Annotated in this window: 18 protein-coding genes; 10 read left to right on the forward strand and 8 right to left on the reverse strand. The window is 68.1% G+C overall.

All coding sequences use genetic code 11. The features are described from left to right. The first annotated feature begins 8 nt into the window (after window positions 1–8). The 9 genes from motB to QT382_RS00420 all read left to right on the forward strand — a co-directional run bounded on the left by motB (window position 9) and on the right by QT382_RS00420 (window position 10,040). Window positions 9–962, forward strand: a complete 954-nt coding sequence (gene motB / locus QT382_RS00380) for a flagellar motor protein MotB (protein WP_289252070.1) — start codon at window positions 9–11, stop codon at window positions 960–962. Window positions 963–989: 27 nt separating this feature from the next. Further along, window positions 990–1,382 (forward strand): chemotaxis response regulator CheY, encoded by a 393-nt coding sequence (cheY, locus tag QT382_RS00385; protein ID WP_282826079.1) that lies wholly within the window; start codon window positions 990–992, stop codon window positions 1,380–1,382. Between the two features lie 19 nt (window positions 1,383–1,401). Continuing rightward, window positions 1,402–2,040 carry a protein phosphatase CheZ gene (locus QT382_RS00390; protein WP_289252071.1) on the forward strand — a complete coding sequence of 213 codons (639 nt, stop codon included), beginning with the start codon at window positions 1,402–1,404 and terminating at the stop codon, window positions 2,038–2,040. A gap of 163 nt (window positions 2,041–2,203) precedes the next feature. Further along, window positions 2,204–3,370 (forward strand): EscU/YscU/HrcU family type III secretion system export apparatus switch protein, encoded by a 1,167-nt coding sequence (locus tag QT382_RS00395; RefSeq protein ID WP_289252072.1) that lies wholly within the window; start codon window positions 2,204–2,206, stop codon window positions 3,368–3,370. Then, on the forward strand, window positions 3,367–5,466 hold the full coding sequence (gene flhA / locus QT382_RS00400) for a flagellar biosynthesis protein FlhA (protein ID WP_289252073.1): 2,100 nt from the start codon (window positions 3,367–3,369) through the stop codon (window positions 5,464–5,466). The genes QT382_RS00395 and flhA overlap by 4 nt, the downstream gene beginning before the upstream one ends. Continuing rightward, window positions 5,463–7,061, forward strand: a complete 1,599-nt coding sequence (flhF, locus tag QT382_RS00405) for a flagellar biosynthesis GTPase FlhF (RefSeq protein WP_289252074.1) — start codon at window positions 5,463–5,465, stop codon at window positions 7,059–7,061. The genes flhA and flhF overlap by 4 nt, the downstream gene beginning before the upstream one ends. Before the next feature lie 29 nt (window positions 7,062–7,090). Beyond that, window positions 7,091–7,909, forward strand: coding sequence for a MinD/ParA family ATP-binding protein (locus tag QT382_RS00410; RefSeq protein WP_289252075.1), 819 nt, complete (start codon window positions 7,091–7,093; stop codon window positions 7,907–7,909). A 17-nt stretch (window positions 7,910–7,926) separates the two neighbouring features. Then, window positions 7,927–8,640 carry an RNA polymerase sigma factor FliA gene (locus QT382_RS00415; protein ID WP_289252076.1) on the forward strand — a complete coding sequence of 238 codons (714 nt, stop codon included), beginning with the start codon at window positions 7,927–7,929 and terminating at the stop codon, window positions 8,638–8,640. Window positions 8,641–8,693: 53 nt separating this feature from the next. Then, complete coding sequence (locus QT382_RS00420) at window positions 8,694–10,040, forward strand: methyl-accepting chemotaxis protein (RefSeq protein WP_289252077.1); 1,347 nt, start codon at window positions 8,694–8,696, stop codon at window positions 10,038–10,040. A 12-nt stretch (window positions 10,041–10,052) separates the two neighbouring features. On the opposite strand, the gene QT382_RS00425 is transcribed toward QT382_RS00420, so the two are convergent. Genes QT382_RS00425 through QT382_RS00435 form a run of 3 tightly spaced genes read right to left on the reverse strand, consistent with a single transcriptional unit; the run spans window position 10,053 to window position 16,513 of the window. Beyond that, window positions 10,053–11,858 carry a GGDEF domain-containing protein gene (locus QT382_RS00425; protein ID WP_289252078.1) on the reverse strand — a complete coding sequence of 602 codons (1,806 nt, stop codon included), beginning with the start codon at window positions 11,856–11,858 and terminating at the stop codon, window positions 10,053–10,055. Between the two features lie 9 nt (window positions 11,859–11,867). Next, window positions 11,868–14,114 carry a putative bifunctional diguanylate cyclase/phosphodiesterase gene (locus QT382_RS00430; RefSeq protein ID WP_289252079.1) on the reverse strand — a complete coding sequence of 749 codons (2,247 nt, stop codon included), beginning with the start codon at window positions 14,112–14,114 and terminating at the stop codon, window positions 11,868–11,870. Next, window positions 14,111–16,513, reverse strand: a complete 2,403-nt coding sequence (locus tag QT382_RS00435) for a PAS domain-containing hybrid sensor histidine kinase/response regulator (protein WP_289252080.1) — start codon at window positions 16,511–16,513, stop codon at window positions 14,111–14,113. Before QT382_RS00435 ends, QT382_RS00430 begins: the two co-directional genes overlap by 4 nt. Window positions 16,514–16,602: 89 nt before the next feature. Here QT382_RS00435 and QT382_RS00440 point away from each other — a divergent pair, with 89 nt between their 5' ends. Beyond that, window positions 16,603–17,205, forward strand: a complete 603-nt coding sequence (locus tag QT382_RS00440; protein WP_289252081.1) for a hypothetical protein — start codon at window positions 16,603–16,605, stop codon at window positions 17,203–17,205. Between the two features lie 12 nt (window positions 17,206–17,217). Here QT382_RS00440 and QT382_RS00445 read toward each other — a convergent pair whose 3' ends face one another. From QT382_RS00445 to QT382_RS00465, 5 genes are read right to left on the reverse strand one after another with little or no spacing between them, the layout of a single operon-like run. After that, window positions 17,218–18,423, reverse strand: coding sequence for an EAL and HDOD domain-containing protein (locus tag QT382_RS00445; protein ID WP_289252082.1), 1,206 nt, complete (start codon window positions 18,421–18,423; stop codon window positions 17,218–17,220). Between the two features lie 6 nt (window positions 18,424–18,429). Then, complete coding sequence (flgL, locus tag QT382_RS00450) at window positions 18,430–19,641, reverse strand: flagellar hook-associated protein FlgL (RefSeq protein WP_289252083.1); 1,212 nt, start codon at window positions 19,639–19,641, stop codon at window positions 18,430–18,432. 12 nt (window positions 19,642–19,653) lie between these two features. Continuing rightward, complete coding sequence (gene flgK, locus QT382_RS00455) at window positions 19,654–21,648, reverse strand: flagellar hook-associated protein FlgK (RefSeq protein ID WP_289252084.1); 1,995 nt, start codon at window positions 21,646–21,648, stop codon at window positions 19,654–19,656. Between the two features lie 19 nt (window positions 21,649–21,667). Further along, window positions 21,668–22,522: a flagellar assembly peptidoglycan hydrolase FlgJ gene (gene flgJ / locus QT382_RS00460; protein ID WP_289252085.1), complete on the reverse strand. Its 855-nt coding sequence runs from the start codon at window positions 22,520–22,522 to the stop codon at window positions 21,668–21,670. Between the two features lie 2 nt (window positions 22,523–22,524). Beyond that, complete coding sequence (locus QT382_RS00465; RefSeq protein WP_289252086.1) at window positions 22,525–23,652, reverse strand: flagellar basal body P-ring protein FlgI; 1,128 nt, start codon at window positions 23,650–23,652, stop codon at window positions 22,525–22,527. Window positions 23,653–23,688 lie beyond the last annotated feature (36 nt).

Consider the following 23,688-nt stretch of genomic DNA (forward strand, 5'->3'; position numbering starts at 1 on the left):
GGCTAGCCATGGCTGGTGACGCCAAGAAGCTCCAACCCATCATCATCAAGCGCGTCAAGAAGGGCGGCCATGCCGCCCATGGTGGCGCCTGGAAGATTGCCTACGCCGACTTCGTGACGGCCATGATGGCCTTCTTCCTGCTGATGTGGCTGCTCGGCTCCACGACCGAGGGCGACAAGAAGGGCATTGCCGACTACTTCCAGTCGCCGCTCAAGGTCGCCCTGGCAGGCGGCTCCGGTTCGGGCGATGCCTCGCATGTGATCAAGGGTGGTGGCAAGGACCTGACCCGCCAGTCCGGCCAGGTCAAGGAAGGCGAGGTCGAGAGCAAGCGCTCGACCATCAACCTGCGCGCGCTCAAGGAAGAGCAGCGCCGCGCCGAGCGCACGCGCCTGCAGGAGCTCAAGGCCAAGGTCGAGGATGTTCTAAAGGAAAACCCTAGGCTGGCCAACCTGGGTGGCCAGATCCGTCTGGACATGACCAAGGACGGTCTGCGCATCCAGATCGTGGACGAGAACAACCGGCCCATGTTCGACAGCGGCAGCGCTGTGCTCAAGCCTTATATGCGCGACCTGCTGCGCGAACTCGGCAATGTGCTGACCGAGGTGCCGAACCGGCTGACCATCGAGGGCCATACCGATGCCACGCCTTTCCCGGGGGGGGACAAGGGCTACAGCAACTGGGAGTTGTCGGCCGATCGCGCCAATGCCTCGCGGCGCGAGATGGTGGCCGGCGGCCTGGCCGAGGAGCGCATGCTGCGCGTCCAGGGCCTGGCCTCGAGCAAGCTGCTGGACACGCAGGATCCACGCAGCCCGGCCAATCGGCGCATCAGTATCATCGTGATGAACCGCGATGCAGAAGACGCGGTTTTGAAAAATCTTCCCGATATCGATGACGAAAGTGCCCCGGGGCCCGGACAAGCGAGTGAAAATGTTTCAACAAGTTCGGCGCCCAAGCCCCGATAAAGCCGTTAAGCCCTTGCGAGGAATGCCATGAGCACTGAAATGAGATTCTTGGTCGTTGACGACTTCTCCACCATGCGCCGCATCGTGCGCGGCCTGCTCAAGGAGATCGGCTACAACAATTGCGAAGAAGCCGAAGATGGCGTCGAAGCCTTGAACATGCTCAAGCAGTCCAAGTTCGATTTCGTGGTCAGCGACATCAACATGCCGAACATGACCGGCTTCGAGCTGCTCAAGGCGATCAAGGAAGACGCCAACCTCAAGCACCTGCCGGTGCTGATGGTGACCGCTGAAGCCCGCAAGGAAGACATCGTGCTGGCCGCCCAGAGCGGCGCCGCCGGCTACATCGTCAAGCCTTTCACCAAGGCGACGCTCGAGGAAAAGGTCCAGAAGATCATGCAGAAGCTGGCCGCCGCCGCTTGAGAAAGAGGAGGCCCAGACCATGCAACAAGCCGATCATTTCGACAACCTGGCCAAGGGCAACGAGGCCCTGATGGTCTCGCCGGAGGTGTTCCAGCAGCTCGGCACCATCACCCGGGTGCTGCACGACACCATGCAGCAGCTGGGCGTGATGCCCAAGCTGCAAACCGCCACCGACGGCCTGCCCGACGCCCGCAGCCGGCTCACCTACATCGCCAACAAGACCGCCGAAGCCGCCAACAAGGTGCTGAACTCGGTCGACCAGGCCAAGGTCGAGCATGCGCGCATCTCGGCCGCCACCACCGAGATGGCCAAGGCCATCACGGCCGACCCGGTCAAGGCCGTTGCCAGCGGCGCGGTGTTCAACTTCGTCAAGCAGGTCGAGGATTCCACCGCCCACATCGACCAGCACCTGACCGACATCATGCTGTCGCAGGACTTCCATGACCTGACCGGCCAGGTGGTCGCCAAGGTCGTGACCCTGGCCAACGACCTGGAAGACAGCCTGGTGAAGCTGCTGGTCCAGGTCGTGCCGCCGGACCAGCGCGAAAAGGTCGACCCCAACATCCTGCAGGGCCCGGTCGTGAACCCGGAAGGCCGCACCGATGTGGTGGCCAACCAGGGCGAGGTCGACGACCTGCTGGCCAGCCTGGGCTTCTGAAGCTCCGGGATTCCATGAAGGGGCTGCTGCCGGGAGGCCGCAGCCCTTTGTCATGAAGACAGGGCCGAAAGACAGGCCTGTTTGCCGGCCTTATCCGGCTTAAGTTTCCACCCCTCGCGTCCAACAATGACGGGACGGCGCTCCACGGGCGCCCGACCCCGCCATGGCCGACTTCGACGCACAGGACCGCAACCTTCCCGCCTCAGCCAAAAAGATCGAGAGATCGAGGGCCGAGGGCCAAGTGCCGCGCTCACGCGACCTGGCGCATTTCGCCATGCTGCTGGCGGCCGGGGCCATGCTGTCAGCCGCAGCCCCCATGCTCAGCGACTGGACCCAGCAGCTGTTGCGCGACGGCCTGAGCTTCGACGCCCAGTTGCTCGCCCGCCCCGGCGTGCTGGGCGAGCGCCTGGGCCAGATGACCGGCCGGCTGATGATGTTCGTGCTGCCCATGGGCGCACTGCTGATGCTGGTGGCCGTGGCGGCCAACCTGGCCAGCGGCGGCTGGAACCTGACCTTCAAGCCGCTGGCGCCGCGCTTCTCGCACCTGGACCCGGTCAGCGGCTTTGCCCGCCTGGTCCAGTGGCAGGGCCTGGGCCAGGCGCTCAAGGCGGTGCTGCTGGCCCTGGTGCTGGGCACCGTCGGCGCCGTGGTGCTGAAGGACCGCATGGCGGCCTACGTGGGCATCATGTCCGTGCCGCTGCCGGCCGCGCTCAGCTACGCCGGCCGCCAGCTGATGTCCGGCCTGGCTTTGTTGGGACTGGCCCTGGCCCTGTTCGCCGTCATCGATGTGCCGCTGCAGCGTTTCCTCTACCTCAAGCGCTTGAAGATGTCGCGCCAGGAAGCGAAGCAGGAAATGAAGGAGGTCGAGGGCAACGTCGAGATCAAGGCCAAGGTCCGCGCCCGCATGCGCGAGATTGCCAAGCGCCGCATGCTGGCGGCCGTGCCCAAGGCCGACCTGGTCGTGATGAACCCGACCCACTATGCGGTGGCGCTGAAGTACGACGAGATTCGCATGGGCGCGCCCATCGTGGTGGCCAAGGGCGCCGACCTGCTGGCCATGAAGATCCGCGACCTCGCCAAGGACGCCAAGGTGCCGGTGCTGCAGTCGCCCGTGCTGGCCCGTGCCCTATACGCGCATTCGCAGCTGGACAAGGAAATACCGGCCGCCCTGTTCGCCGCCGTGGCCCATGTGCTGGCCTATGTCTACCAGCTCAAGGCCGCGCTGGCCGGCCGGGGTGCCATGCCAGTGCAGCCCGATCCGGCGGTGCCGGCCGAGCTCGATCCGCACAACAAGCCCGTCGCGATGGCCGACGAGGAGGCTGAGGAATGAATCCGCTGATGCAGCGTCTGCAAGCCCTGCTGGGCCCGCGTGCGGCCGTCCTGCGCGCGCTGGGAGCCCCCATCGCCGTCTTGCTGGTGCTGGCGATGATGGTGCTGCCGCTGCCGCCGTTCGCGCTGGACCTGCTGTTCACCTTCAACATCGCCATGGCCGTCATGGTGATGATGGTGGCCTCGCACATGATCAAGCCGCTGGACTTCGCGGCCTTCCCCTCGGTGCTGCTGCTGACCACGCTGATGCGCCTGTCGCTGAACGTGGCCTCGACGCGCGTCGTGCTGCTGCAGGGCCACACCGGCACCGGCGCGGCCGGCAAGGTGATCGAGTCTTTCGGCCATTTCCTGATCGGCGGCAATTTCGCGGTCGGCCTGATCGTGTTCGCCATCCTGGTGGTGATCAACTTCATCGTGGTCACCAAGGGTGCGGAGCGCATCGCCGAGGTCGGCGCGCGCTTCACCCTGGACGCCATGCCCGGCAAGCAGATGGCGGTGGACGCCGACCTGAACGCCGGCCTGATCGACGAGAAGGAAGCCAAGCGCCGCCGCGCCGAGCTGGGCGATGAAGCCGACTTCTTCGGTTCCATGGACGGTGCCAGCAAGTTCGTGCGCGGCGATGCCGTGGCCGGCATCCTGATCCTGTTCATCAACATCATCGGCGGCTTCATCATCGGCGTGGCCCAGCATGGCCTGTCGGCCGGCCAGGCCGCCGACAGCTACATCCTGCTGGCCGTCGGCGACGCCCTGGTCGCCCAGGTGCCGGCGCTCTTGATCTCGGTCTCGGCCGCGATGGTGGTGTCGCGTGTCGGCAAGGACAAGGACATTGGCTCGCAGATCGGCCGCCAGGTCTTCGGCTCGCCCAAGTCCATGGCCATCACCGCCGGCGTGATCGGCGCGCTGGGCCTGATCCCCGGCATGCCGCATGTGGTCTTCCTGCTGATCGCCTCGGGCGCGGGCTATCTGGCCTGGTGGATGCGCGGCAAGCAGCAGGAGGCCGTGGCCGCGGCGGCCGCTGCGGCCGCCGCGCCGCCGCCTGCCACCACCGAACCCGGTGGCGAGGCCAGCTGGGAAGACCTAGTGCCGGTGGACGTGCTGGGCCTGGAGGTGGGCTACCGCCTGATCCAGCTGGTCGACAAGACCCGCGAAGGCGATCTGCTGTCGCGCATCAAGGGCGTGCGGCGCAAGTTCGCCCAGGAGGTCGGCTTCCTGCCGCCCTCGGTCCATATCCGCGACAACCTGGAGCTGCGGCCCAGCCAGTACCGTCTGAGCCTGCGCGGCGCCGTGGTCGGCGAGGCCGAGGCCTTCCCGGGCATGTGGCTGGCGATCAATCCCGGCCATGCGACGCAGAAGCTGATCGGCACCCAGACCACCGACCCCGCCTTCGGCCTGCCCGCTGTCTGGATCGACGAGCGCCAGCGCGACGCTGCCCAATTGGCCGGATTTACCGTCGTTGATTGCTCGACCGTCATTGCCACCCATCTTTCACACTTGATGCAAGTGCACGCGGCCAAGCTGCTGGGCCGCACCGAGACCCAGCAACTGGTTGAGCATCTGACCAAGCAAGCGCCCCAGTTGATTGAAGACGTGATACCCAAGATGGTCGGCATCGCCACACTGCAAAAAGTGCTCCAGCTCCTGCTGGACGAGGGCGTGCACATCCGTGACATGCGCTCCATCGTCGAGGCCATCGCGGAGAACGCCCCGCTGACCACCGACCCCATCGAGCTGGCCCGCCGCATCCGCGTCCATATCTCGCCGGCCATCGTCCAGCAGATCTACGGCCCGGTGAAGGAACTGGACGTGATCGCGCTGGAGCCCGAGCTGGAACGCCTGGTCACCCAAGCCCTGAATTCCCCGCATGGTGCGGCCCTGGACCCCGGCGTGGCCGACACCCTGGCCCGCAGCGCCGCCGACACCATGCAAAGCCAGGAAGACCGCGGCGTGCCCGCCTGCCTGCTGGTGCCCGACTTGATCCGCGCCCCCATGGCCCGTTTGCTGCGCCGCGCCGCGCCGCGGCTCAAGGTGCTGGGGCACAGCGAGATTCCTGAAACCCATTCCATCCGCATTGGCTCGATCATTGGAGGTACGGCATGAATGTGAAGCGCTTTACTGCCCGTACGTCCCGCGAGGCATTGACCCTGGTTCGCCAGGCCTTTGGTGACGAAGCCGTGGTGCTGTCCAACAAGCCTTGCGCCGGCGGCGTCGAGGTGCTGGCCATGGCGCCCGAAGGCATGGACCAGATCGAACGTGCCGCTGCCAGCGCCCCGCGCGCCGAGCCGCGCTCGCCCAGCCGCGTGCAGGCCCGTCCGGCTGAAACCGGCGGCCTGCGCGCCCGGTCGCGCGTCGAGCCCGGCTTTGCCGGCGGCGAGGTCGGCCAGGATGTGCAGACCCTGGCCATGAGCACGCTGTCCTTCCAGGACTATGTGCGCGAGCGCATGCTCAAGCGCCGCCAGGCCGAGCTGAACGGCCAGCCCGACCCGGTGCTGCCGCCGGCACCGCCGGCCATGGCGATGCCGGCTCGTGATGAAGACGAATCGGTGACCTCGATGCAGCACGCCCGCCGTGCCCGCGCCGAGGCGGCCCTCAAGGCCATGCAGCCGCGCCGCGCCGTGCAGCCCGAGCCCATGCCCGAGCCGGCACCGCGCCGCATCACGCCGCCGGTGCTGCGCGACGAGATCCGCATCGAGCCGCCCGCCATTCCCACGCTGGCCGAGCGCGACCTGGGCCGCGGCCGCCGCGAGCAGCAGGACATGCTCAACGAGCTGCGCTCCATGAAGGGCCTGATCGAGGAGCGCTTCGGCGCCCTGGCGTTCATGGAAAAGCTGCAGCGCCAGCCGGCCCAGGCCCAGCTGACCCAGAAGCTGCTCGAGGTCGGCTTCTCGCCGGCCCTGGTGCGCAAGCTGGTCGAAGGCCTGCCGGCCGAGCACCACAGCCCGGACGAAAGCACCTGGGCTGCCAATGTGCTGTCCCGCAATCTGCAGACCGATGAGCATTCGCCGGCCCTGGAAGAGCAGGGCGGCGTATTCGCCCTGATAGGCTCGACCGGCGTGGGCAAGACCACGACCACGGCCAAGATTGCCGCCGCCTTTGCCACCCGCTTCGGCGCCGCCCACCTGGGCCTGATCACCTTGGATGCCTACCGGGTCGGCGCCCATGAGCAGCTGCGCGCCTATGGCCGCATCCTCGGCGTGCCGGTGCATACCGCCCATGACCGCGCTTCGCTGGAAGACCTGCTGGAGCTGCTGGCCAACAAGAAGATGGTGCTGATCGACACCGCCGGCATGGCCCAGCGCGACAGCCGCACGGCCGAGCTGCTGGACATGCTCAAGCATCCGAGTATCCGCAAGCTGCTGGTGGTCAATGCCGCCCAGCAGGGCGAGACCATCGACGACGTGGTCAGCGCCTGGAAGGGCAGCGAGGCCTACGGCATCGTGCTGAGCAAGATCGACGAAGCCGTACGCCTGGCGCCGGCCCTTGACACCATGATCCGCCACCGCCTGCGCGTGCTCGCCGTCACCAACGGCCAGCGCGTGCCCGAGGACTGGCACCGCCTGACCGCTCCGGCCCTGGTGCAGCGCGCGCTGCGCAGCGTGGCCGCACCGGCCTGGCGGATGGACGCCTCCGACGTGAACCTGATCTTCGCCGGCGGCCCGGCCATGGAAATGGCCCAGCCCATGGGCAACTGCTGAACCGCAACCTCCAGACGCCAGGGCACCCGATGCACGAACGCCAACCGTCCCCGAAGCAGCAGCGACCGCTGGACCAGGCCGACGGCCTGCGACGCCTGTTCGCCGGCTCGCAGATGCGCTTCGTGCCGGTGCTCTCGAATCCTCATGTGGTGGGTTCGGGCGCCTTGCTGGAAGGCCTGTGCGCCGCCTTCTCAGAGCTGGGCCTGCATACTCTGGTGGTGGATGCTGGCGAGATGTCGCCGGCCGCCAACGAGCTGGCGGCGGTGGACCTGTCGGCCTGCATAGAGCGTCTGTCTGGCGCGGTGTCGTATCTGGCGGCCCGCGGCCTGCCCATGCGTTACATCAATGCCAATGGCTCGGCGGCCCAGTTCTTGGAGGCGGTGGCCGAGGCCTGCCCGCAGGCCGACGTGGTGCTGCTGCATGCCCCGGCCGCCGAGCTGGCCCGGGTGGTCGCCTCGCGCGAGCTGCGGCCGGTGCTGCTGGCCGACACCGACCCGCAAAGCGTCACCCATGCCTATGCCGGCATGAAATGGCTGGCCCAGCGGGCCGGCCTGATGGTCTACAGCCTGCTGCTGGCCGCACCGCCGCAGCTGCGCCTGTCGGAAAGAATCGCCCAGCAGATCAGCTCCTGCGCAGATGGATTCCTGGGCGCGGTGCTGCGCGACTGGGCCTGCCTGGACCCGCGCCAGCGCGCCAGTGTGCCAATGTCCGCGGAAATGCGCTTTCTGGCCCGTGAACTCTTGATCGCCGCGCCGCCTGGAGCGATGCTTGAGGCCTCGGCCGACGCGGAGCCGCTGCGCCCCATCGTGCGCCAGCCGAGGCGCGCCACCCCGGTGGCGTCGCTGTGAGTACGCAGGAGAAGACGATGTACACCGCCAAGGGCCGCCTTGAGACCACCGCGATGCTGAAGCAGTACAGCCCGCTGGTCCGTCGCCTGGCCCATCAGATGATTGCCAAGCTGCCGGCCAATGTGGAGCTGGACGACCTGATCCAGGTCGGCCTGATCGGCCTGACCGACGCGCTCTCCCGCTTCGACATCTCCCAGGGCGTGCAGTTCGAGACCTTTGCCACCCAGCGCATCCGCGGCGCCATGCTGGACGAGTTGCGCGGCGGCGACTGGATGAGCCGCGGTACCCGCCGCCAGCAGCGCGAGATCGAATCCGCGGTCCACAAGCTGGAACAGCGCCTGGGCCGCGCCCCGCACGAGAGTGAGATTGCCGTCGAGATGGGCCTGAGCCTGCCGGACTACCAGGAGCTGCTCGGCAAGGTGCGCGGCACCCAGCTGGTCTACCTTGAAGACATGTCCGGCGACGACGGCGACGACGACTACCTGGACCGCCATGTGGCCGACGAGGCCGCCAACCCCATGGCCATGCTGCAGGACCATCGCATGCGCGAGGCCCTGGTCGGTGCCATCAAGAACCTGCCCGAGCGCGAAGGTTTCGTCATGTCCATGTACTACGAACATGACATGAACCTGAAAGAGATCGCCGCCGTGCTCAAGGTGACGGAGTCGCGTGTCTGCCAGCTACACAGCCAGGCGATTGCGCGACTTCGGGTCAAGCTGCGCGACTGGTAACTGCTAAGCTGATTCGCGGCGGCCGCCAAGAGCCGCGTCGTGGAGACAGCCGCATGTTCAGCAAGCGCAGCAGCGCCTATCCGGCGCCGTCGCGGACCGAGCCGGCCGGCCGGGGACCGCTAGAGACCATCCAGACCCTTTCGCACACGGTGTCCACCGTGGGCCGCGATGCGGCCGAGGTGCGCGGCGTGCTCGAAGACACCCGCAAGGCGGTGCAGGCCCAGGACGAAACCATGAGCGCCCTGGCCGCCGAGCTGGGCCAGGTGCAGCGTTCGCAGGCCGAGATCAGCCAGTCCACCCAGTTGACGCGCGGCGCGGTCGAACATTCGCGCGAGGCCCTGGGCCGCATTGCCGGCGAGGTCGGTGGCATCGTGCAGAACCTCAAGCAGGTCGAGGACGCCGCGGGCCAGATCACCAAGATTGCCTTGCAGACCCGCCTGGTCGCCTTCAATGCCTCGGTCGAGGCCAAGCGGGCCGGCGAGGCCGGCCGCGGTTTCGGCGTGGTGGCCGATGCGGTCAAGGACCTGGCCGCCCAGGTCGAGCAGTCGGCCAAGGCCATCGTGACCACGGTGGCGACGCTGGACGCCCGCATCGATGCCTTCAGCCGCGAGCTGAGCAATGACGGTGGCCGCTCATCGCAGGCCAAGGGCGCGGGCATTCATGCCGCGTTTGCCGACATGGAGCGTGATGTCGAGGCCATCGACCGTTCGGCCCAGGCCAGCCAGGCCACGGTGCAAGCCCTGGCCGACCGCCTGGCCAGCGCCGGCGCCGCAGCCCGGCGCGTGATGACCGACCTGGAGGTGGCCTTCGCCTGCAGCGACCGCTTCCTCAGCGTGTCCGAGACCCTGATCGAGCAGATCGCCCAGAGCGGCGTCGAGGTCGAGGATTCACCCTTCATCCGCGCCGCCCAGGAGGCGGCCGGCGAGATCTCGTCGCTGCTGGAGCAGGCCTTGCGCGACGGCCGCATCCGTGACGACCAGGTGTTCGACGCCAGCTACCGGCCCATCGCGGGCACCGAGCCGGCCCAATTCCTCACCGGCTTCGTCGAGCTGGCCGACCAGCTGTTCCCGGCGGTGCAGGAACGCATGCTCCAGCTCAGCGACAAGGTGGTGTTCTGCATCGCCGTGGACCGCAACGGCTACGTGGCCACGCACAACCGCCAGTACTGCCAACCGCAGCGCGCCGGCGACGTGGTCTGGAACACGGCCAACAGCCGCTACCGCCGAGTCTTCAACGACCGCACCGGCCTGGCCTCGGCCCGCAACGAGAAGCCCTTCCTTTTGCAGACCTACCGCCGCGACATGGGCGGCGGCAAGTTCGTGCTCCTGAAGGAGGCCAGCGCGCCCATCACGGTCAAGGGCCGCCACTGGGGCGGCCTGAGGCTGGCTTTCAAGTTCTGAAGAAAGCGCGGGCTACTCGGCCACGCAAGCCCGGTTCTTGCCGGTGTGCTTGGCCTGGTAGAGCGCCTCGTCGGCGCGGTCCAGCGCCGTCTCCAGCGTCTCGCCGCGGCGGTACAGGGTGACGCCGGCCGAGAAGGTGACGAAGACCTGCTGGCCCTCGTGCATGAACAGGCTGGCCGACAGCGAACGCTGCAGCCGCGTGAGCACCTGCACCGCTTCTTCAATCGGGGTGCGCGGCAGCAGCAGCACGAACTCTTCGCCACCGTAGCGGGCAACCAGGTCGCCCGGACGAAGCAGCTCGGTGCAGCGGGCGGCCAGCGCGACCAGGGCCTGGTCGCCGGCCGCATGCCCCAGGGTGTCGTTGAGCTTCTTGAAGTTGTCGATGTCGAGCAGGGCCAGTGCCAGCTGCGAGCCTTCGCGCTCGAACTTGGCCTGCTCGGTGCCGAAGCTGGCGATCAGGCCGCGGCGGTTGGCGATCTTGGTCAGCTGGTCGGTCTGCACCTCGGCCGAGAGCCGGCGCAGCTCGTCTTCCAGCGCCTCGACCTTGCGGCTCAGCTCGGTGGCCTTGGAATGCTCCTCGCTGAGCCGGCTCTGGGTCTGCTTGACCAGGGCCTGGACGCTGCGGCTTTCCTCGACCATCTCGCGCACCACGCCGGCCAGGCTTTCCAGCGAATCGGCCTTTTCTATGACCTCGGCATAGCGGCCCACGCTGTCCTGGAAGCGGTCGGTATGCTGACCCAGCTCGCCCAGCTCGGCCAGCATCTTGTGGATCAGCGACTTCAGCGAATCGCGCGCCTTGCTGCGCTCCTCGCGGATCGCCTTCTGGCGTTCGCGTGTGCCGTGCAAGAGCTCGCCGACCGAGCGCACGCCGCGGGCCGACAGCCCTTGCGTCAGCTGGTCGTTCATGGCCTCGCACTGGCCCTGGGCCCAGGAATCGTCCTCGGCCAGTTCCACCAGGCTGGCGGTCAGCTCCTTGACCAGGCCGCCCATCTGGCCGAACAGATGGGAGCGGTGGTCCAGCATCAGCCGCGCGCGCTGGCACAGGGTGTCGATCTGGCGGACCTCGGCCTCGTCCACCCGGCCTTCGCGCAGCCGGGCCTGGGCCTTGTCCAGCTCGGCCGACAGCTGCATGGCGCGGGCATCTTCGCTGCGCAGCGCATGGCGCACCGTGCCGTTGAGGGTGTCGGCCACGTCGGGCCAGCGTCCACTGTCAGGCACCAGCGTGTCCAGGCCGCCGCTGCGGGTGCTCGGCGGCGCCTCCTGCTGCATTTCGTCTTCGGTGAAGAACTGGCTGGGCGTACCGCCTTCCTCTTCGTCCACCGCGGTGTCGACCGAGCCGCCGGCCGAATCGCTGTCCCAGCTGGACACCAGCTGGCGCAACCGCGAAATCAGGCGTTGCTGGTCGCTTCGATTGCTCTCCAGCACCCGTTGCACGCCGTCTTTCTTGCGTGCCACGGTCCAGGAGCGGCCGCCGCGCTCCAGGCCACGTATCAGGCGCTCCAGCAAGCCGGCCAGGGCCTCGGCCTGGGCGCCGGCGCTTTCGCTCTGGGCCAGTTTTTCGGCGCGCTTGAGCGCGTCGTCCCAGCGGCCTTCCTTGATCGCGGTGTTCAGGTCCAGCCGGGCCTGGGCGTCATGGGCGCTGAGGCCGACCAGCCGGCCCAGCAGGCGCTCGGCCTTCTCGGGCAGGGCTTCGCCGGGCGCCGGTTCGCCGGCCTCGGCGGCATAGGCACGGGCGTAGTTCTCGGGGGTTGGCTCCTGCTTGGCGAGCACCAGGCGCTGCAGGGCTGCCTTGGCGAGCTGGGCCGGCGTTTGCTTCATGCGGTGCAGTCAGCGCTTGCCCAGCGGACGGGCCAGCTCGCTGGCGGCGTCCAGCGCCGCCGACTCCGGATTGGCCTGGGCAATCCAGGGCGCCTTGCGCGGCAAGACGGTCTGGGCCAACCAATGTTCCAACTCGTCGGGTGGCAGCGGCTTGCTGAACAGGAAGCCCTGCATCAGCGAGCAGCCCAGGCGGTGCAGCACTTCCATCTGGCGCAGCGTCTCCACGCCCTCGGCGATCACGCGCAGGCCCAGCGAACGGGCCAGCGCGATGATGGCCGTGACCACGGCCGAGCTTTGCGGCGTGATGCCCAGGTCGCGCACGAAGCTGCGGTCGATCTTGACCTCGGAGATCGGCAGCGTGGTCAGGTAGGCCAGCGAGGAATAGCCGGTGCCGAAGTCGTCGATGGAGATCTCGACGCCGACCTCGTTGAGCCGGTGCAGCGAGGGAATCACGTTCTGCAGGTCCTTCATCAGGCCCGTCTCGGTGATCTCCAGCTGGATGGCACGGTGCGGCACGCCATAGGCGCTGACGCATTGGTGGATGTGCTCGACCAGGTCGGAGCGCTCGAACAGCCGGTTCGGCAGGTTGACCGCGATGGAATCGGCAAAGCCGAAGTTCAGCTGCCAGACCTTGGCCTGGCGGGCCGCCTCGCGCAGCGCCCATTCGGACAGCGGCACGATCAGGCCGCTTTCCTCGGCCAGCGGGATGAAGTCGCCCGGCGGCACCAGCTTGTCGCCGCGCTTCCAGCGCATCAGGGCCTCGGCGCCCACCATGCGGGCCGAGCGCACGTCGACCTTGGGCTGGTAGTGCAGCACGATCTCGTCGCGCTCTATGGCCTTGTGCAGGGCCGACTCCAGCTCCAGCTTCTCGCGGCCGCGGCCGGCCAGCTGCGGTGTGTAGAGGGCCGAGGCGTTGCGGCCCTGGTTCTTGACCGCATACATGGCCACGTCGGAATTGCGCAGCAGGTCGGCCATGCTCATGCCGTCACGGGGATACAGCGCAATGCCCACGCTGGCGGTGACGAAGCATTCCTGGCCGGCGATGAAGAACGGCTCGCGCATGGACTCGAGCACCCGGTCGGCCACGCGCTCGGCGTCGCGTTCGTCGGTGATCTCGGGCAAGAGGGCCACGAATTCGTCGCCGCCCAGGCGGCCCACGGCCTCCAGCGAGCGGTGCGAGCGCGAGCCCACGGCCTCCAGCATGCCTTCCATGACCTGGTCGGAATGGCGCACGCAGCGGCGCAGCCGCCGGCCCACTTCCATCAAGAGCTCGTCGCCGGCCGCGTGGCCCAGCGTGTCGTTGATGATCTTGAAGCGGTCCAGGTCGATCAGCAGCAGGCCGACCTCATGGCCGCTGCGGCGCGCCTGGTCGATGGCGCGTTCGGCGCGCCAGATCAGCTGGTGGCGGTTGGGCAGGCCGGTGAGGGCGTCGAAATTGGCCAGCTGGCGGATCTTGTCCTCGGCCATGCGGCGGTCGGTCACATCCTGCAGCACGCCGGTGTAGCCGCTGGCGTTGCCGTGCTCGTTGAACTCGGGCTCGGCCTCGATGTGGATCACGCGCTGGCGGCCGTCCAGCAGGGTCACCGGCAGGTCGGTCACCAGCACCGAATTGTGGGCCAGCACGTCGCGCAGCAGCCGCAGGAACTGGGCCCGTTCGTCGGTCGGCACCATGCGCATGGCGCCGATGAAGTCCAGGCTCTCGACAGGACTCTTGCCGAACACCCGCAGTGCCTCGACCGCCGGCACGAAGCCGCCGGAGTCGCGGTGCCATTCGAAGCTGCCCATGCGGGCCAGGTCCTGGGCGCGGGCCAATCGAGCCTTGCTGCGCTCCAGTTCGATGCGGGTGCGCGAGCTGCGCAACAGATACCGAAGCCGGCCGGCCAGCAGGCTCCATTGGTTGGACTTGACGAAGAAGTCGGTGGCGCCGACCTGGTAGGCCCGGTTGATCGAGGCCTCGTCGTCCAGGCCGGTCAGCATCAGCACCGGGATCGATTCGAAGCCGGGCAGCTCGCGCAGCCGCACGCAGGTCTCGAAGCCGTCCAGCTCGGGCATCAGCGCGTCCAGCACGATCACGTCCGGGCACCATTCGGCAATCATGCGCAGGGCCTGCTCGCCGCTGCTGGCTTCGGTGATGTCGAAGCCGCGCTCGCGCAGCGCGATCGCCGTCAACAGCAGGTTGACCTCGTCGTCGTCGACCAGCAGCACGCGCGGCTGCTCGGGCAGGTCATCGTCGAGCTGGGAGCCCAGTGCAGTCATGAAGCGGTTGTCAGCAGTTGGTTCAGTGCGGCACGCACGCCCTCGATCTCGGCGAGCATGTCGTCCAGCTGGGCCTCCAGGCCCTCGGTCTGGCCGTTGCGGGCCAGCGCCTCTATTTCAGCACAGCGTTGGGCCAGTGCCAGCGCGCCCAAGCTGGCAGACGAACTTTTCAGCGTATGGGCCACATGGCGGATGCCGCCCAGGTCCAGTCCGGCCGCCCGCGCCTGGGCCAGATCGGGCAGCAGCCGGTCCAGCGACTTCATGTAGGCCTGGATGATGCGGTTCAGCAACTGGTTGCCGCCGGTGGGGTCCAGCTCACGCAGCTTGGCCAGGGCCAGGGCGTCGAGTTGGGTGGTGCCGCTGGCCGGCGGGGACGGGGGAGAAGACTCCATAAGGGCAGGCTCCGGTGAGGCGTCCGCTCTGCTCACCGGCAGGCGGCGTTTGAGCATGTCGATCAACTGGTTGCGACGCAGCGGCTTGGACAGGTAGTCGTCGAAGCCATGTTGCAGCAGACGGCGCTCGTCGCCATCCAGCGCATTGGCGGTGACCGCCACGACCGGCGTGCCTGGCGGTGTGCGAAAGGCGAAGCGCGTGCCCGGCCCTTGGCGGAACAGGCTCAGCGCCTCCATGCCGTCCATGCCGGGCATGTGGATGTCCATCAGCACCAGGTCGTAGCGCTTCTCGCACAGCGCCTGCAGGCCCTGCAGTGCGTCGCTGCGCACCTCGACCTGGTAGCCCAGCTGGGCGAGCATCTCGCGCAGCACCTCCTGGTTGACCGCGTTGTCCTCGACGACCAGGATGGCATGGGCCGGTGCCGGAGACTCGGCCACTTCGGCCGGCGCGGCGGCCGGGTCGTCACTGCTTTCCAGCGGCAGGCTGAAGAAGAAGCGCGAACCCTGGCCGGGCTGGCTTTCGGCGCCGATCTCGCCGCCCATCAACTCGACCAGCTGGCGCGCCGTGGCCAGGCCCATGCCGGCACCGCCATGGGCGCGCGACAGGCTGCTGTCGCCGGGGCTGAAGGCCTTGAACAAGCGTGACAGCCGCTCCGGCTCAATGCCTTCGCCACTGTCGACCACCTCGAACAGCAGGCGCTGGGCCGTGCCGGCCTGCAGGCCGATGTTGAGGGCCACGCGGCCCTCGCGGGTGAACTTGATGGCGTTGTCCAGCAGCAGCTGCAGCACCTGCTGAAGCCGGGCCGAATCACCCTGGATGCGCTGCGGTAGCAGGGCGCTGAGCCGCAGTTCCAGCTGCAGGCCCTTGCCTTCGGCGCGCGGCGCCAGGGCCTGCTGCAAGCGCTCGGCCAGCCTGGACAGCTCGAAGTCCTGCCGGTCGAGCTTCATCTGACCGGAGGAGGCGCGGGCGAAGTCCAGCACGTTGTCGAGCAAGCGGTTCAAGGTCTCGGCGCTGCGGTAGGAGGTCTCGGCATAGTGCCGCTGCACCGAGTCCAGCCGCGTGCCCAGCAGCAGCTCGGTCATGCCCAGCATGCCGTTCATGGGCGTGCGCAGTTCGTGGCTCATGGTGGCCATGAACTCGCTCTTGGCCCGGCTGGCGGCCTCGGCCACATCCCGCGCCCGCTGCAACTCGCGGTGCCTCTCGTGTTCTTCGGTGATGTCGGCCAGGATGGCGTAGACCAGCGATTCGGCCTGGCCATGGGCCTGCAGCCGGGTGCGCAGCCTGAGCCAGCGCTGGCCCTTGGTCGGGTGCTGGACCCGCAATACCATGTCGCCGGGCTCGCCCTGGGCCTGGGCCAGCAGGCGGCGGTCGTAGAGCGCCCGATCGTCGGGATGTATGCGCTCGCGCAACAGCTGGGGCCCCTGGCGCAGGTCCATGCTGTTCAGGCCCAGCATGTCGAGCAGCAGCGGCGAAGCGAAATGCAGGCGGTCCCATTCCGGCGTGGTGACGAACAGGCATTCGCGCACCGCGTCGGTGACCTCGCGGAAGCGGGTGTCGCTCTCGCGCAGTGCCCGTTCCAGCTGGCGCTTGGAGCCCAGGTCGGCCAGGCTCAGCATGCCCACCGGCCGACGCAGGCCGCTCCAGGCCAGCACGCTGCGCTGCACCTGAACGCTGAGATGGCCGCCGATGCTCAGTTCCTCGCGGGCGCCGCGGCGGCCCTGGGCCAGGGCCAGCCAGCGGGCCGGCTCGCACAGGGCAGCCAGTGCCGGGTCGAGGACGGCCTGCACCGTCTGGCCCAGCGCCTGCTGACGGCGCAGGCCCAGCAGGCGCTCGGCTTCGCGATTGAGATGCAGCAGCCGCGCCTGCTGGGTATCGATCAGCAGCACGCCCAGCGGCAACTGGTCAGCCAGCAATTGCAGGTCCGCCAGTCCCAGGCTGGCGGGCAATTGCGGCAGGGCTTCGGCCGGCTCGGGAGCAAGCGGCCGCTGCGGATCGGGCGCGGTCATGGACGGGAGCTTGGTACTTCGATCCGGCCGAGTCTAGCGGGGGCAACGCTGATCGGGTTATCGACAGGGCGCTACATACAATCGTTGAGATGACGAACAACAGTCTCAGCGAAGCCGGCGCCTCGTCGCGTCGTCCACCCTGGTGGGCCCTGGGCTTGCTGCTGGCGCTGGCCGTCGTGGCAGCGCTGCTGTGGCTGGTGCTGTCCGAGCCGCAGCAAGGCCATGTGCTGCTCACGCTCCTGCTGAGCACGGTGCTGGTCGTGGTGATGACGGCCGTGGGCTGGCACGTGGGCGTGCGCCTGACGCGCCAGCGCTATGGCGAGGCCCTGCGCGAGGCTCGCCTCCATGCCCAGGCCCTGGCCCATCTGCAGCCGGACTGGCTGTGGCAGACCGATGCCGGCCATCACCTGGTGCGCTGGCAGGCGCCGCTGGGGGCGCCGTCGTCGTCCTGGGTGGGCGGTGCCGCGACCCAGGCATTGTGGGAAAGGTTCGAGCTGGTGGACGGCGGCGAGGCCCGGCTGCGCCAGCGCCTTGATGAGCAGGCGCCGCTGGGCGAGCTGCTGGTGCAGGGGCGGGTGGACGCCGGGCCGGCCGTCCAGTTCTCGGGCCGCTGGCTGCTGCGGGCCCAGGTCTGCCTCGATGCCCAGGGACGCTTCAGCGGCTACCTGGGCACGGCCCGGGCGCTGCGCTGAAGCTTCAACAGCTCACTCGAGCTGCGCGGCCTTGGCCAGCGCGCGCATCACGCAGTCGTTGATTTCCTGCGCGCCCAGCATCAGCTGGTCGGCGGCGCTGCGGTAGTCGAAGGCCGACTCGTGCTCGATGGCGCGTACCAGCTCCAGGTAGGGCTGGTAGGGGCCGCTTTCGTCCACCAGGGCCTGGCGCACACGCTCCGGCATGGGGATGGATTCCAGCAGCTTTGAGAAGGGCTGCTTCAGCATGTGGTCCAGCAGCGAGAACAGGCCACAGATGAACATCTCGTCGCGCATCTCCGACTCGCTCATGCCCTTGGCCAGCTCTTCCATCAGCAGGCCGCGGCGCAGGGCGCCGAACATGATGGGACGCATGCTGTGGTCCTTGCTGGCCGTGGCCAGCAGCAGGGCCAGCCAGCGCTTCAGCCGGGCATAGCCCAGCAGCATGATGGCGTGCTTGAAGGAGCTGACCTCGACCGGCAGGCCGAAAGCGGCGGAGTTCATGTAGCGCAGCAGCTTGAAGGCAAGGGTGGGGTCGCGTTGCAAGGTGCGTTCGATCTTGTCGCTGTCCTCACCCTGGTCGACCTGGGCCATCAGCTGGACGATGACCTGCAGGTCGCTCTGCATCTCGACCTTGGCCGGTGCGCCGGCCGGCGCCTCGTAGCTGCCCTGCATGGGCCAGCCCATCACGGCTGTGGCATTGCGCTTGAAGGCTTCCTCGATGTCGGACGAGCTGCGCACGCCGGACACCAGCTTGGGACAGCCCGGCCAGGGCGGGTTGCCGTCGCCGCCGCGCTCTTCGTCGAGGTCCAGCAGCGAGTGGCCGAAGCAGGGCTGCAGCTCGGCGGCCACGGCCTGCAGCGGACGTCCCTTGAGCACCAGCTTGCCGCCGCGCTGGCGCACGCCGGCCAGCGATTCGGCCTGGGCCGAGTCCGTGGCCATGAAGGCCGGCAGCTCGATCAGCAGGTTTTTGGGGGCAGGGGTCTTGAGCAGGTCGGCCAGCAGGCTTTCGCTGACCGCGTTCAGCACCACGGTCTTGCCGCCCTCGGGCCAGGCCGCGGCCAGCGCCGCGATCAGCTCGGCGGCGTCCAGGCGCAGGTCCGGGCGCAATGGAAAAACCGTCAGCCGGGTCGCGGTGACCTGATGCTGACGGTCGATCATCGGGGCGTATCCCAGGGCCACCGAGCCCCAGATCGCGAAACTGCTGCTGCTACTGCTCATCCAAACCTAGGAGTTGATGTACTGGAACAGGTTCATGCGCTGCACCATCGCATACGTCTTCAGCGCTGCATCGTAGCCGCTCTGCTGGTTCTGGAAATCCGAGATGCCCTCGATCATGTCCAGGTCCTCGGCCGACGAACGTTCAGACTGGTTGTACTGCTTCAGCGCCGCCATGCGACCTTCGGTGCCGTCCAGATTATTCAACTGTTCGCCGACCTGGCTGCGGACATTTTGCATATTGCTGATCAGCGAGTCGAGGTCGCGCAGCCGGCCGGAGTTGCTTTGTGCGATCTCCACATTGGTGCGCGAGCCGGTGTAGAGCTCGCTGATCGCCCGGTCCAGCACGTCGAACAGCTTCAGGTCGCTGGTCGAGGGCTTGATGGAGAACTGGTCGCCATCGACCACCCGGCCCGACAGCGAGACCGCAATGCCCTCGAAGCTGATGCCGCCGCCGTTCAGGTAGGAGCCGGTGGCCACCGAGCCGCCGGTGGTCACGTCGATCACGTCGTAGGTGGCGCTGGGGTCGTCGCCGGTGATCTGTATGCGGTATTCGTGGCCGGTCAGCAGCGTGGCGTCGGTGACGCGGCCGGAGTCCACCCAGGCCTTGGGCGAGGCGCCGGTGTTGACGTTGTCCATCGGCTCGGTCACGAAGGTGCCGTTGCCGGTGCGGGCCTGCTCCCAGGTCCGGCGGCCGTCAACGGTCAGCGGGAAGTTGTCGAAGTTGCCGGTCTGCACCGAGCCCGGCGTGCCGTTGAAGCGCACGCCGCCGGCCTGGTCGACGAAGGGCGGGTTGGCCGAACCCTGGCCCGAGAACAGGAAGCCGCCGCTGCCGTCCGGTCGGTTGGCGATGCCCAGCAGCTGGCTGCGCAGGCCCTTGAGCTTGTTGGCCAGGCCCTGGCGCTCGGCATCGGTATAGCTGAAGTTGCCGGCCGACAGCATGGTCTCCCGGGCCTGCTGCAGCAGTTCGGTGGCATCGCCCAGGGCGGCTTCGCTCAGGGTCATGCCGTTGCGGCTGGCTTCCAGGGCGCGCTGGTTGGCATCGACCCGGCCGATGGCGGCCATGGCCCGCTCGGCGCGCGCGGCACCGGTGGGGTCGTCGCTGGCCAGCAGCACGCGCTTGCCCGAGGTCAGCCTTTCCTGGGCCGACTGCATGTTCTCCTGCCGCTTCTGCAGGTTGGCAATGCTGGCATCGAACATGTTCAGGGTGGCGATTCTCATGTTCTAGCTCCTTCAGCCCAGCTTCAGCAGTTCGTCGAAGATGGTCTGCGCGGTCTGCAGCATCTTGGCGGCCGCCTGGTAGCCCTGCTGGTACTGCATCAGCCGGGCCGCCTCTTCGTCCATGTTGACGCCGACCTGGCCGGCACGCGTAGCCTCGGCATTGCTGGCGACGCTGGTCGAGACCTCGCTCAGGTACTGCGCCCCCTGGACCCGCGAGGCGATATTGGTCATGGCCGCGGCATAGGCATCCGAAGGCGTGGCCCCGGCCCGCACGCTGCCGTCGGGCTGGGGCGTGCGGCCGACGAACATCTCGGTCTGGATGTTCAGGAAGGCCTTGGCATTGGCATTGTTCGAAGCCGGGAACTGGGTGATGCCGGTGGTGATCACGTCACCGTCGCGCGGCACGCCGTTCAGGGTCAGCTCGAAGCCCAGGTCGATGCCGGCCGCCGGCTCGTTGCCGATCTTGGCGCCCGGGCGCCACTTGCCGGGCAGCGTGCTGCCGTCGGCCAGGGTCAGGGTGTAGTTGACGCTCTGGTCGACCGGATCGACCGTGCCGAACAGCACCGACATCGGCTGCAGCGCCGGGTCGTACTTGCTGTTGACCACGTAGAGCGACTCGACGGTGGCCGTGCCGGTGTTGTTGACGTCGACCACGGCCGTGATCGGAGCGGCGGCGGCAATGCCGTTGGTGGAGTCCAGCGTGCGCTTCATGGTCACGGCGGCCTGGGCCACCGGCTCGACCAGGAAGGCGTCTTCAGGGCCCAAGGCAGCGCCGCTTGCCGTGACCCGGAATCCGTATTGCGACTCGATCTGGGCGGCCGTCAGGGTGACGCTGGTGCCGCCCGGGCGCGTCGTCATGATGTAGGAATCGGGCGTGCCGCTGGGGTCGGCCTTGAGCACGTAGGACTCAGGGCGCAGGCGGCTGGCGTCCGTGATCTGCACGGTCAGCATCGAGGCAAAGGTGCCGTCCGGATTGCGCGCATTGGTCGAAGCCGGCAGCGTCTTCGGTTCGGCGAAGCTGAAGATGGGCGAGCCCTTGCCGGGGGGCGTGGACGAGTCCAGTCCCAGGGCCTGCTGGTCGTTGACACGCTTGGCGAAAGCCACGGCCAACTGGCCGACCAGGTTGCGGGCGTCCTGCAGGTCCTGGTTCTGGTAGCGCAGCAGGGCGGTGATCGAGCCGCCGGTCAGCACGCTCTCGTCCAGGCGGCGCTTGCCGCTGGATTCGGTGATCGAGAGCTGCACCCGATTGCCGTCATAGGTGTCGGGCGCGACGTCCAGCTGCTGGGCGATCGAGCCCAGCACCAGGCGCTGGCCGCCGCCGATGAAGATGCCCACCGTGCCGTCTTCCGATGGCAGGGTGCTCACCTGCACATATTCGCTGAGCTTGTTGATCAGCTGGTCGCGCTGGTCCAGCAGGTCGTTGGCCGTGTGGCCGGAGCCGGTGCTGCGGGCGATCTGGTCATTGGCCGCGGCGATCTGCGTGGCCAGCTGGTTGACCACGTTGATGTTGGCGCGCAGGTCGCTGACCAGGCCGGCCTGCAGGTCGGCCAGCTGCTGGCCGGCACTGGCGTAGCGGGCCGCCAGCTCCTGGGCACGGCCCAGCACGACCTGGCGGGCCGAGGGGTCGCTGGGACGGCTGGCCACGTCGACCATGGCATTGAGGAACTGGTTGGCCGCCTGGCCCAGGCCCTGGTCACCGGGCGGGAACAGCTTCTCCAGCTGCTGCAGGTTGGTCAGCCGGGTCGAGTCCATGAAGGCCTGCGACTTGGAAGCCGCCGCGTCCTTGGTCAGGAACTCGTTGTAGGCCCGCGTGACGGTCTGGACATTGACGCCCTTGCCGAAGAAGCCCGAGCCGGTGAACTGGCCTTCGGGCGTGGTCAGCACCACCTGCTGGCGCGAATAGCCCGGCGTGTTGGCGTTGGCAATGTTCTGGCCGACGGTGTTCAGGGCGGCCTGGTTCGCGAACATGGCCCGCATGCCCAGGGACAGCAGCGCGGAGGTTCCCATCGCTCAGCTCCCTTCGTCTTCAGGCCATGGCGCGCTGCACGCGCACCGTGGTGTTGATCACCCGGGCCAGCTTGCTGGCGTAGTCGGGGTCGGTGGCGTAGCCGGCCTTTTGCAGACCTTGGGCAAAGCGCTCGGCGCTCGCATTGCCGCCCGCCTGAGCCTGGGCCACGACCTGAGCATAGCGTTGGTTGTTGCCGAGCAGCCGGGCGTAGTCCTTGAAGGACTCCTCGTAACTGGCATAGGCGCGGAATTTTGCCGTCACCTTCTGCGGCTTGCCGTCCACGTACTCGGTGGTCTGCACGTCCACGGTCTTGCCGGTCCAGCCCGGCGTGGCCTTGATGCCGAACACGTTGAACGAGTTCGTGCCGTCCTTGGCCACGATCTCCCGCTTGCCCCAGCCCGACTCATGGGCGGCCTGGGCCAGCATGAAGCTGGCGGGGATTCCAGTGGCGCTTGAGGCCGCCTTGGCGGCGCTGTCGTGCTTCTGGATGAAGTCCTGCACATGGGGCTGGACGTTCTTCCGGGTCAGCGAGGGCAGGGCGGCCGGCTTGGCGGGCTCGGCCTTGTCCGGGCTCACACCCATCTGGCGCTGCAGCTGGCGGGTGATGGCGTCCGACAGGCCACCAGGCAGACCGGTCATCTTCTGGGCGAACTGGGTGTCCAGCATCTCGGTGCCCAGCTGGGTGGCCGAGTTGTCGAGCAGGCCCGAGGACAGCGTGGCCGAGCGCATGCTCTTCATCACTTCCTGCATGAACAGGGCCTCGAACTGCTTGGCCGCCTCGCGCACCGAGGACTTGGGGTCGCGCGCGGCCGCGGCGCGCAGCGCCTCGATCGAGCGGTTGTCGGTGTTGGCGGAGACGGGACTGCTGCTCATGATCAGATCACCTCGAGCTCGGCGTTGAGGGCGCCGGCGCTCTTGATGGCCTGCAGGATGGCCAGCAGGTCCTGCGGGGTGGCGCCCAGCGCATTGAGGGCCTTGACCACCTCGCTGAGCTTGGTGCCGGCGGGCAACTGGATCAGGCTGCCGGGCTCCTGCCTGATCGCGATGTCGGTCTTCTCGGCCACCGTGGTCTGTCCGCCGGACAGGGCGTTCGGCTGGCTGATGATGGGCGTGGTGCTGATGGTCACCGACAGGCTGCCATGGGCCACGGCGCAGGCCGAGAGCTGCACCGCCTGGTTCATGACGATGGAGCCGGTGCGGGCATTGATGACCACCTTGGCGGCCGGCTCGCTGGACTCGAGCGAGAGGTTCTCGACATCGGCCAGGAAGGCGACGCGCTCGTCGGTGCCGGCCGGGGCCTTGACCCGGATCACGCGCCCGTCCAACGCCTGGGCGGTGCCATCGCCCTTGGCGCGGTTGATGGCGCGGACCACGGCGCGGGCCGTGGCGTAGTCGCTGGCGTTCAGGTCGAGCTGGATGGCGTCGCCGCTTTGCAGGGCATTGGGCACCGCGCGCTCGACCAGGGCGCCCGCCGGGATGCGGCCGGCGCTCAGGTGGTTGATCTGGACCTTGGAGCCGCCCGCCGCGGCGCCGGCGCCGCCGACGATCAGATTGCCCTGGGCGAGGGCATAGACCTGGCCGTCGGCGCCCTTGAGCGGCGTGGCGATCAGGGTTCCGCCGCGCAGGCTCTTGGCGTTGCCTATGGATGAGACGTTGATGTCCAGCTGCTGGCCCGGCTGCGCAAACGGCGGCAGGCTGGCGGTCACCAGCACGGCCGCGATATTGCGCGGCTGCATCTGCACGCCTTGCGGCAGCAGGATGCCGAACTGCTGCAGCATGGCCGACAGGCTCTGGCCGGTGAACGGGGCCTGCGTGGTCTGGTCGCCGGTGCCGTCCAGACCCACGACCAGGCCGTAGCCGGTCAGCGGGTTGGAACGCACGCCCTGGACGGCGGCGATTTCCTTGATGCGGGTGGCGAGGGCCGGTTGCAGCGCGGCGGCGATCAGCAGCCCCAGCGCGACGACGGCCTTCAGCAGATTTCGGGGGGCTTGTACGGAAAACATGGCGGCAGCAGGAGAGGGTCCTGTCTGCCGATTCTT

This window comes from Pelomonas sp. SE-A7 (assembly GCF_030345705.1).
GTDB lineage: Bacteria > Pseudomonadota > Gammaproteobacteria > Burkholderiales > Burkholderiaceae_C > JAUASW01.

Excerpts from the sequence above, each read along its gene's own strand:
- flhA (WP_289252073.1), top strand. The coding sequence starts at position 3,367 with ATGAATCCGCTGATGCAGCGTCTGCAAGCCCTGCTGGGCCCGCGTGCG.
- QT382_RS00395 (WP_289252072.1), top strand. The coding sequence starts at position 2,204 with ATGGCCGACTTCGACGCACAGGACCGCAACCTTCCCGCCTCAGCCAAA.
- flgK (WP_289252084.1), bottom strand. The coding sequence starts at position 21,648 with ATGGGAACCTCCGCGCTGCTGTCCCTGGGCATGCGGGCCATGTTCGCG.
- QT382_RS00410 (WP_289252075.1), top strand. The coding sequence starts at position 7,091 with ATGCACGAACGCCAACCGTCCCCGAAGCAGCAGCGACCGCTGGACCAG.
- QT382_RS00390 (WP_289252071.1), top strand. The coding sequence starts at position 1,402 with ATGCAACAAGCCGATCATTTCGACAACCTGGCCAAGGGCAACGAGGCC.
- QT382_RS00435 (WP_289252080.1), bottom strand. The coding sequence starts at position 16,513 with ATGACCGCGCCCGATCCGCAGCGGCCGCTTGCTCCCGAGCCGGCCGAA.
- QT382_RS00465 (WP_289252086.1), bottom strand. The coding sequence starts at position 23,652 with ATGTTTTCCGTACAAGCCCCCCGAAATCTGCTGAAGGCCGTCGTCGCG.
- flgL (WP_289252083.1), bottom strand. The coding sequence starts at position 19,641 with ATGAGAATCGCCACCCTGAACATGTTCGATGCCAGCATTGCCAACCTG.
- QT382_RS00420 (WP_289252077.1), top strand. The coding sequence starts at position 8,694 with ATGTTCAGCAAGCGCAGCAGCGCCTATCCGGCGCCGTCGCGGACCGAG.
- QT382_RS00440 (WP_289252081.1), top strand. The coding sequence starts at position 16,603 with ATGACGAACAACAGTCTCAGCGAAGCCGGCGCCTCGTCGCGTCGTCCA.
- QT382_RS00415 (WP_289252076.1), top strand. The coding sequence starts at position 7,927 with ATGTACACCGCCAAGGGCCGCCTTGAGACCACCGCGATGCTGAAGCAG.
- QT382_RS00430 (WP_289252079.1), bottom strand. The coding sequence starts at position 14,114 with ATGACTGCACTGGGCTCCCAGCTCGACGATGACCTGCCCGAGCAGCCG.
- motB (WP_289252070.1), top strand. The coding sequence starts at position 9 with ATGGCTGGTGACGCCAAGAAGCTCCAACCCATCATCATCAAGCGCGTC.
- cheY (WP_282826079.1), top strand. The coding sequence starts at position 990 with ATGAGCACTGAAATGAGATTCTTGGTCGTTGACGACTTCTCCACCATG.
- QT382_RS00445 (WP_289252082.1), bottom strand. The coding sequence starts at position 18,423 with ATGAGCAGTAGCAGCAGCAGTTTCGCGATCTGGGGCTCGGTGGCCCTG.
- flhF (WP_289252074.1), top strand. The coding sequence starts at position 5,463 with ATGAATGTGAAGCGCTTTACTGCCCGTACGTCCCGCGAGGCATTGACC.
- flgJ (WP_289252085.1), bottom strand. The coding sequence starts at position 22,522 with ATGAGCAGCAGTCCCGTCTCCGCCAACACCGACAACCGCTCGATCGAG.
- QT382_RS00425 (WP_289252078.1), bottom strand. The coding sequence starts at position 11,858 with ATGAAGCAAACGCCGGCCCAGCTCGCCAAGGCAGCCCTGCAGCGCCTG.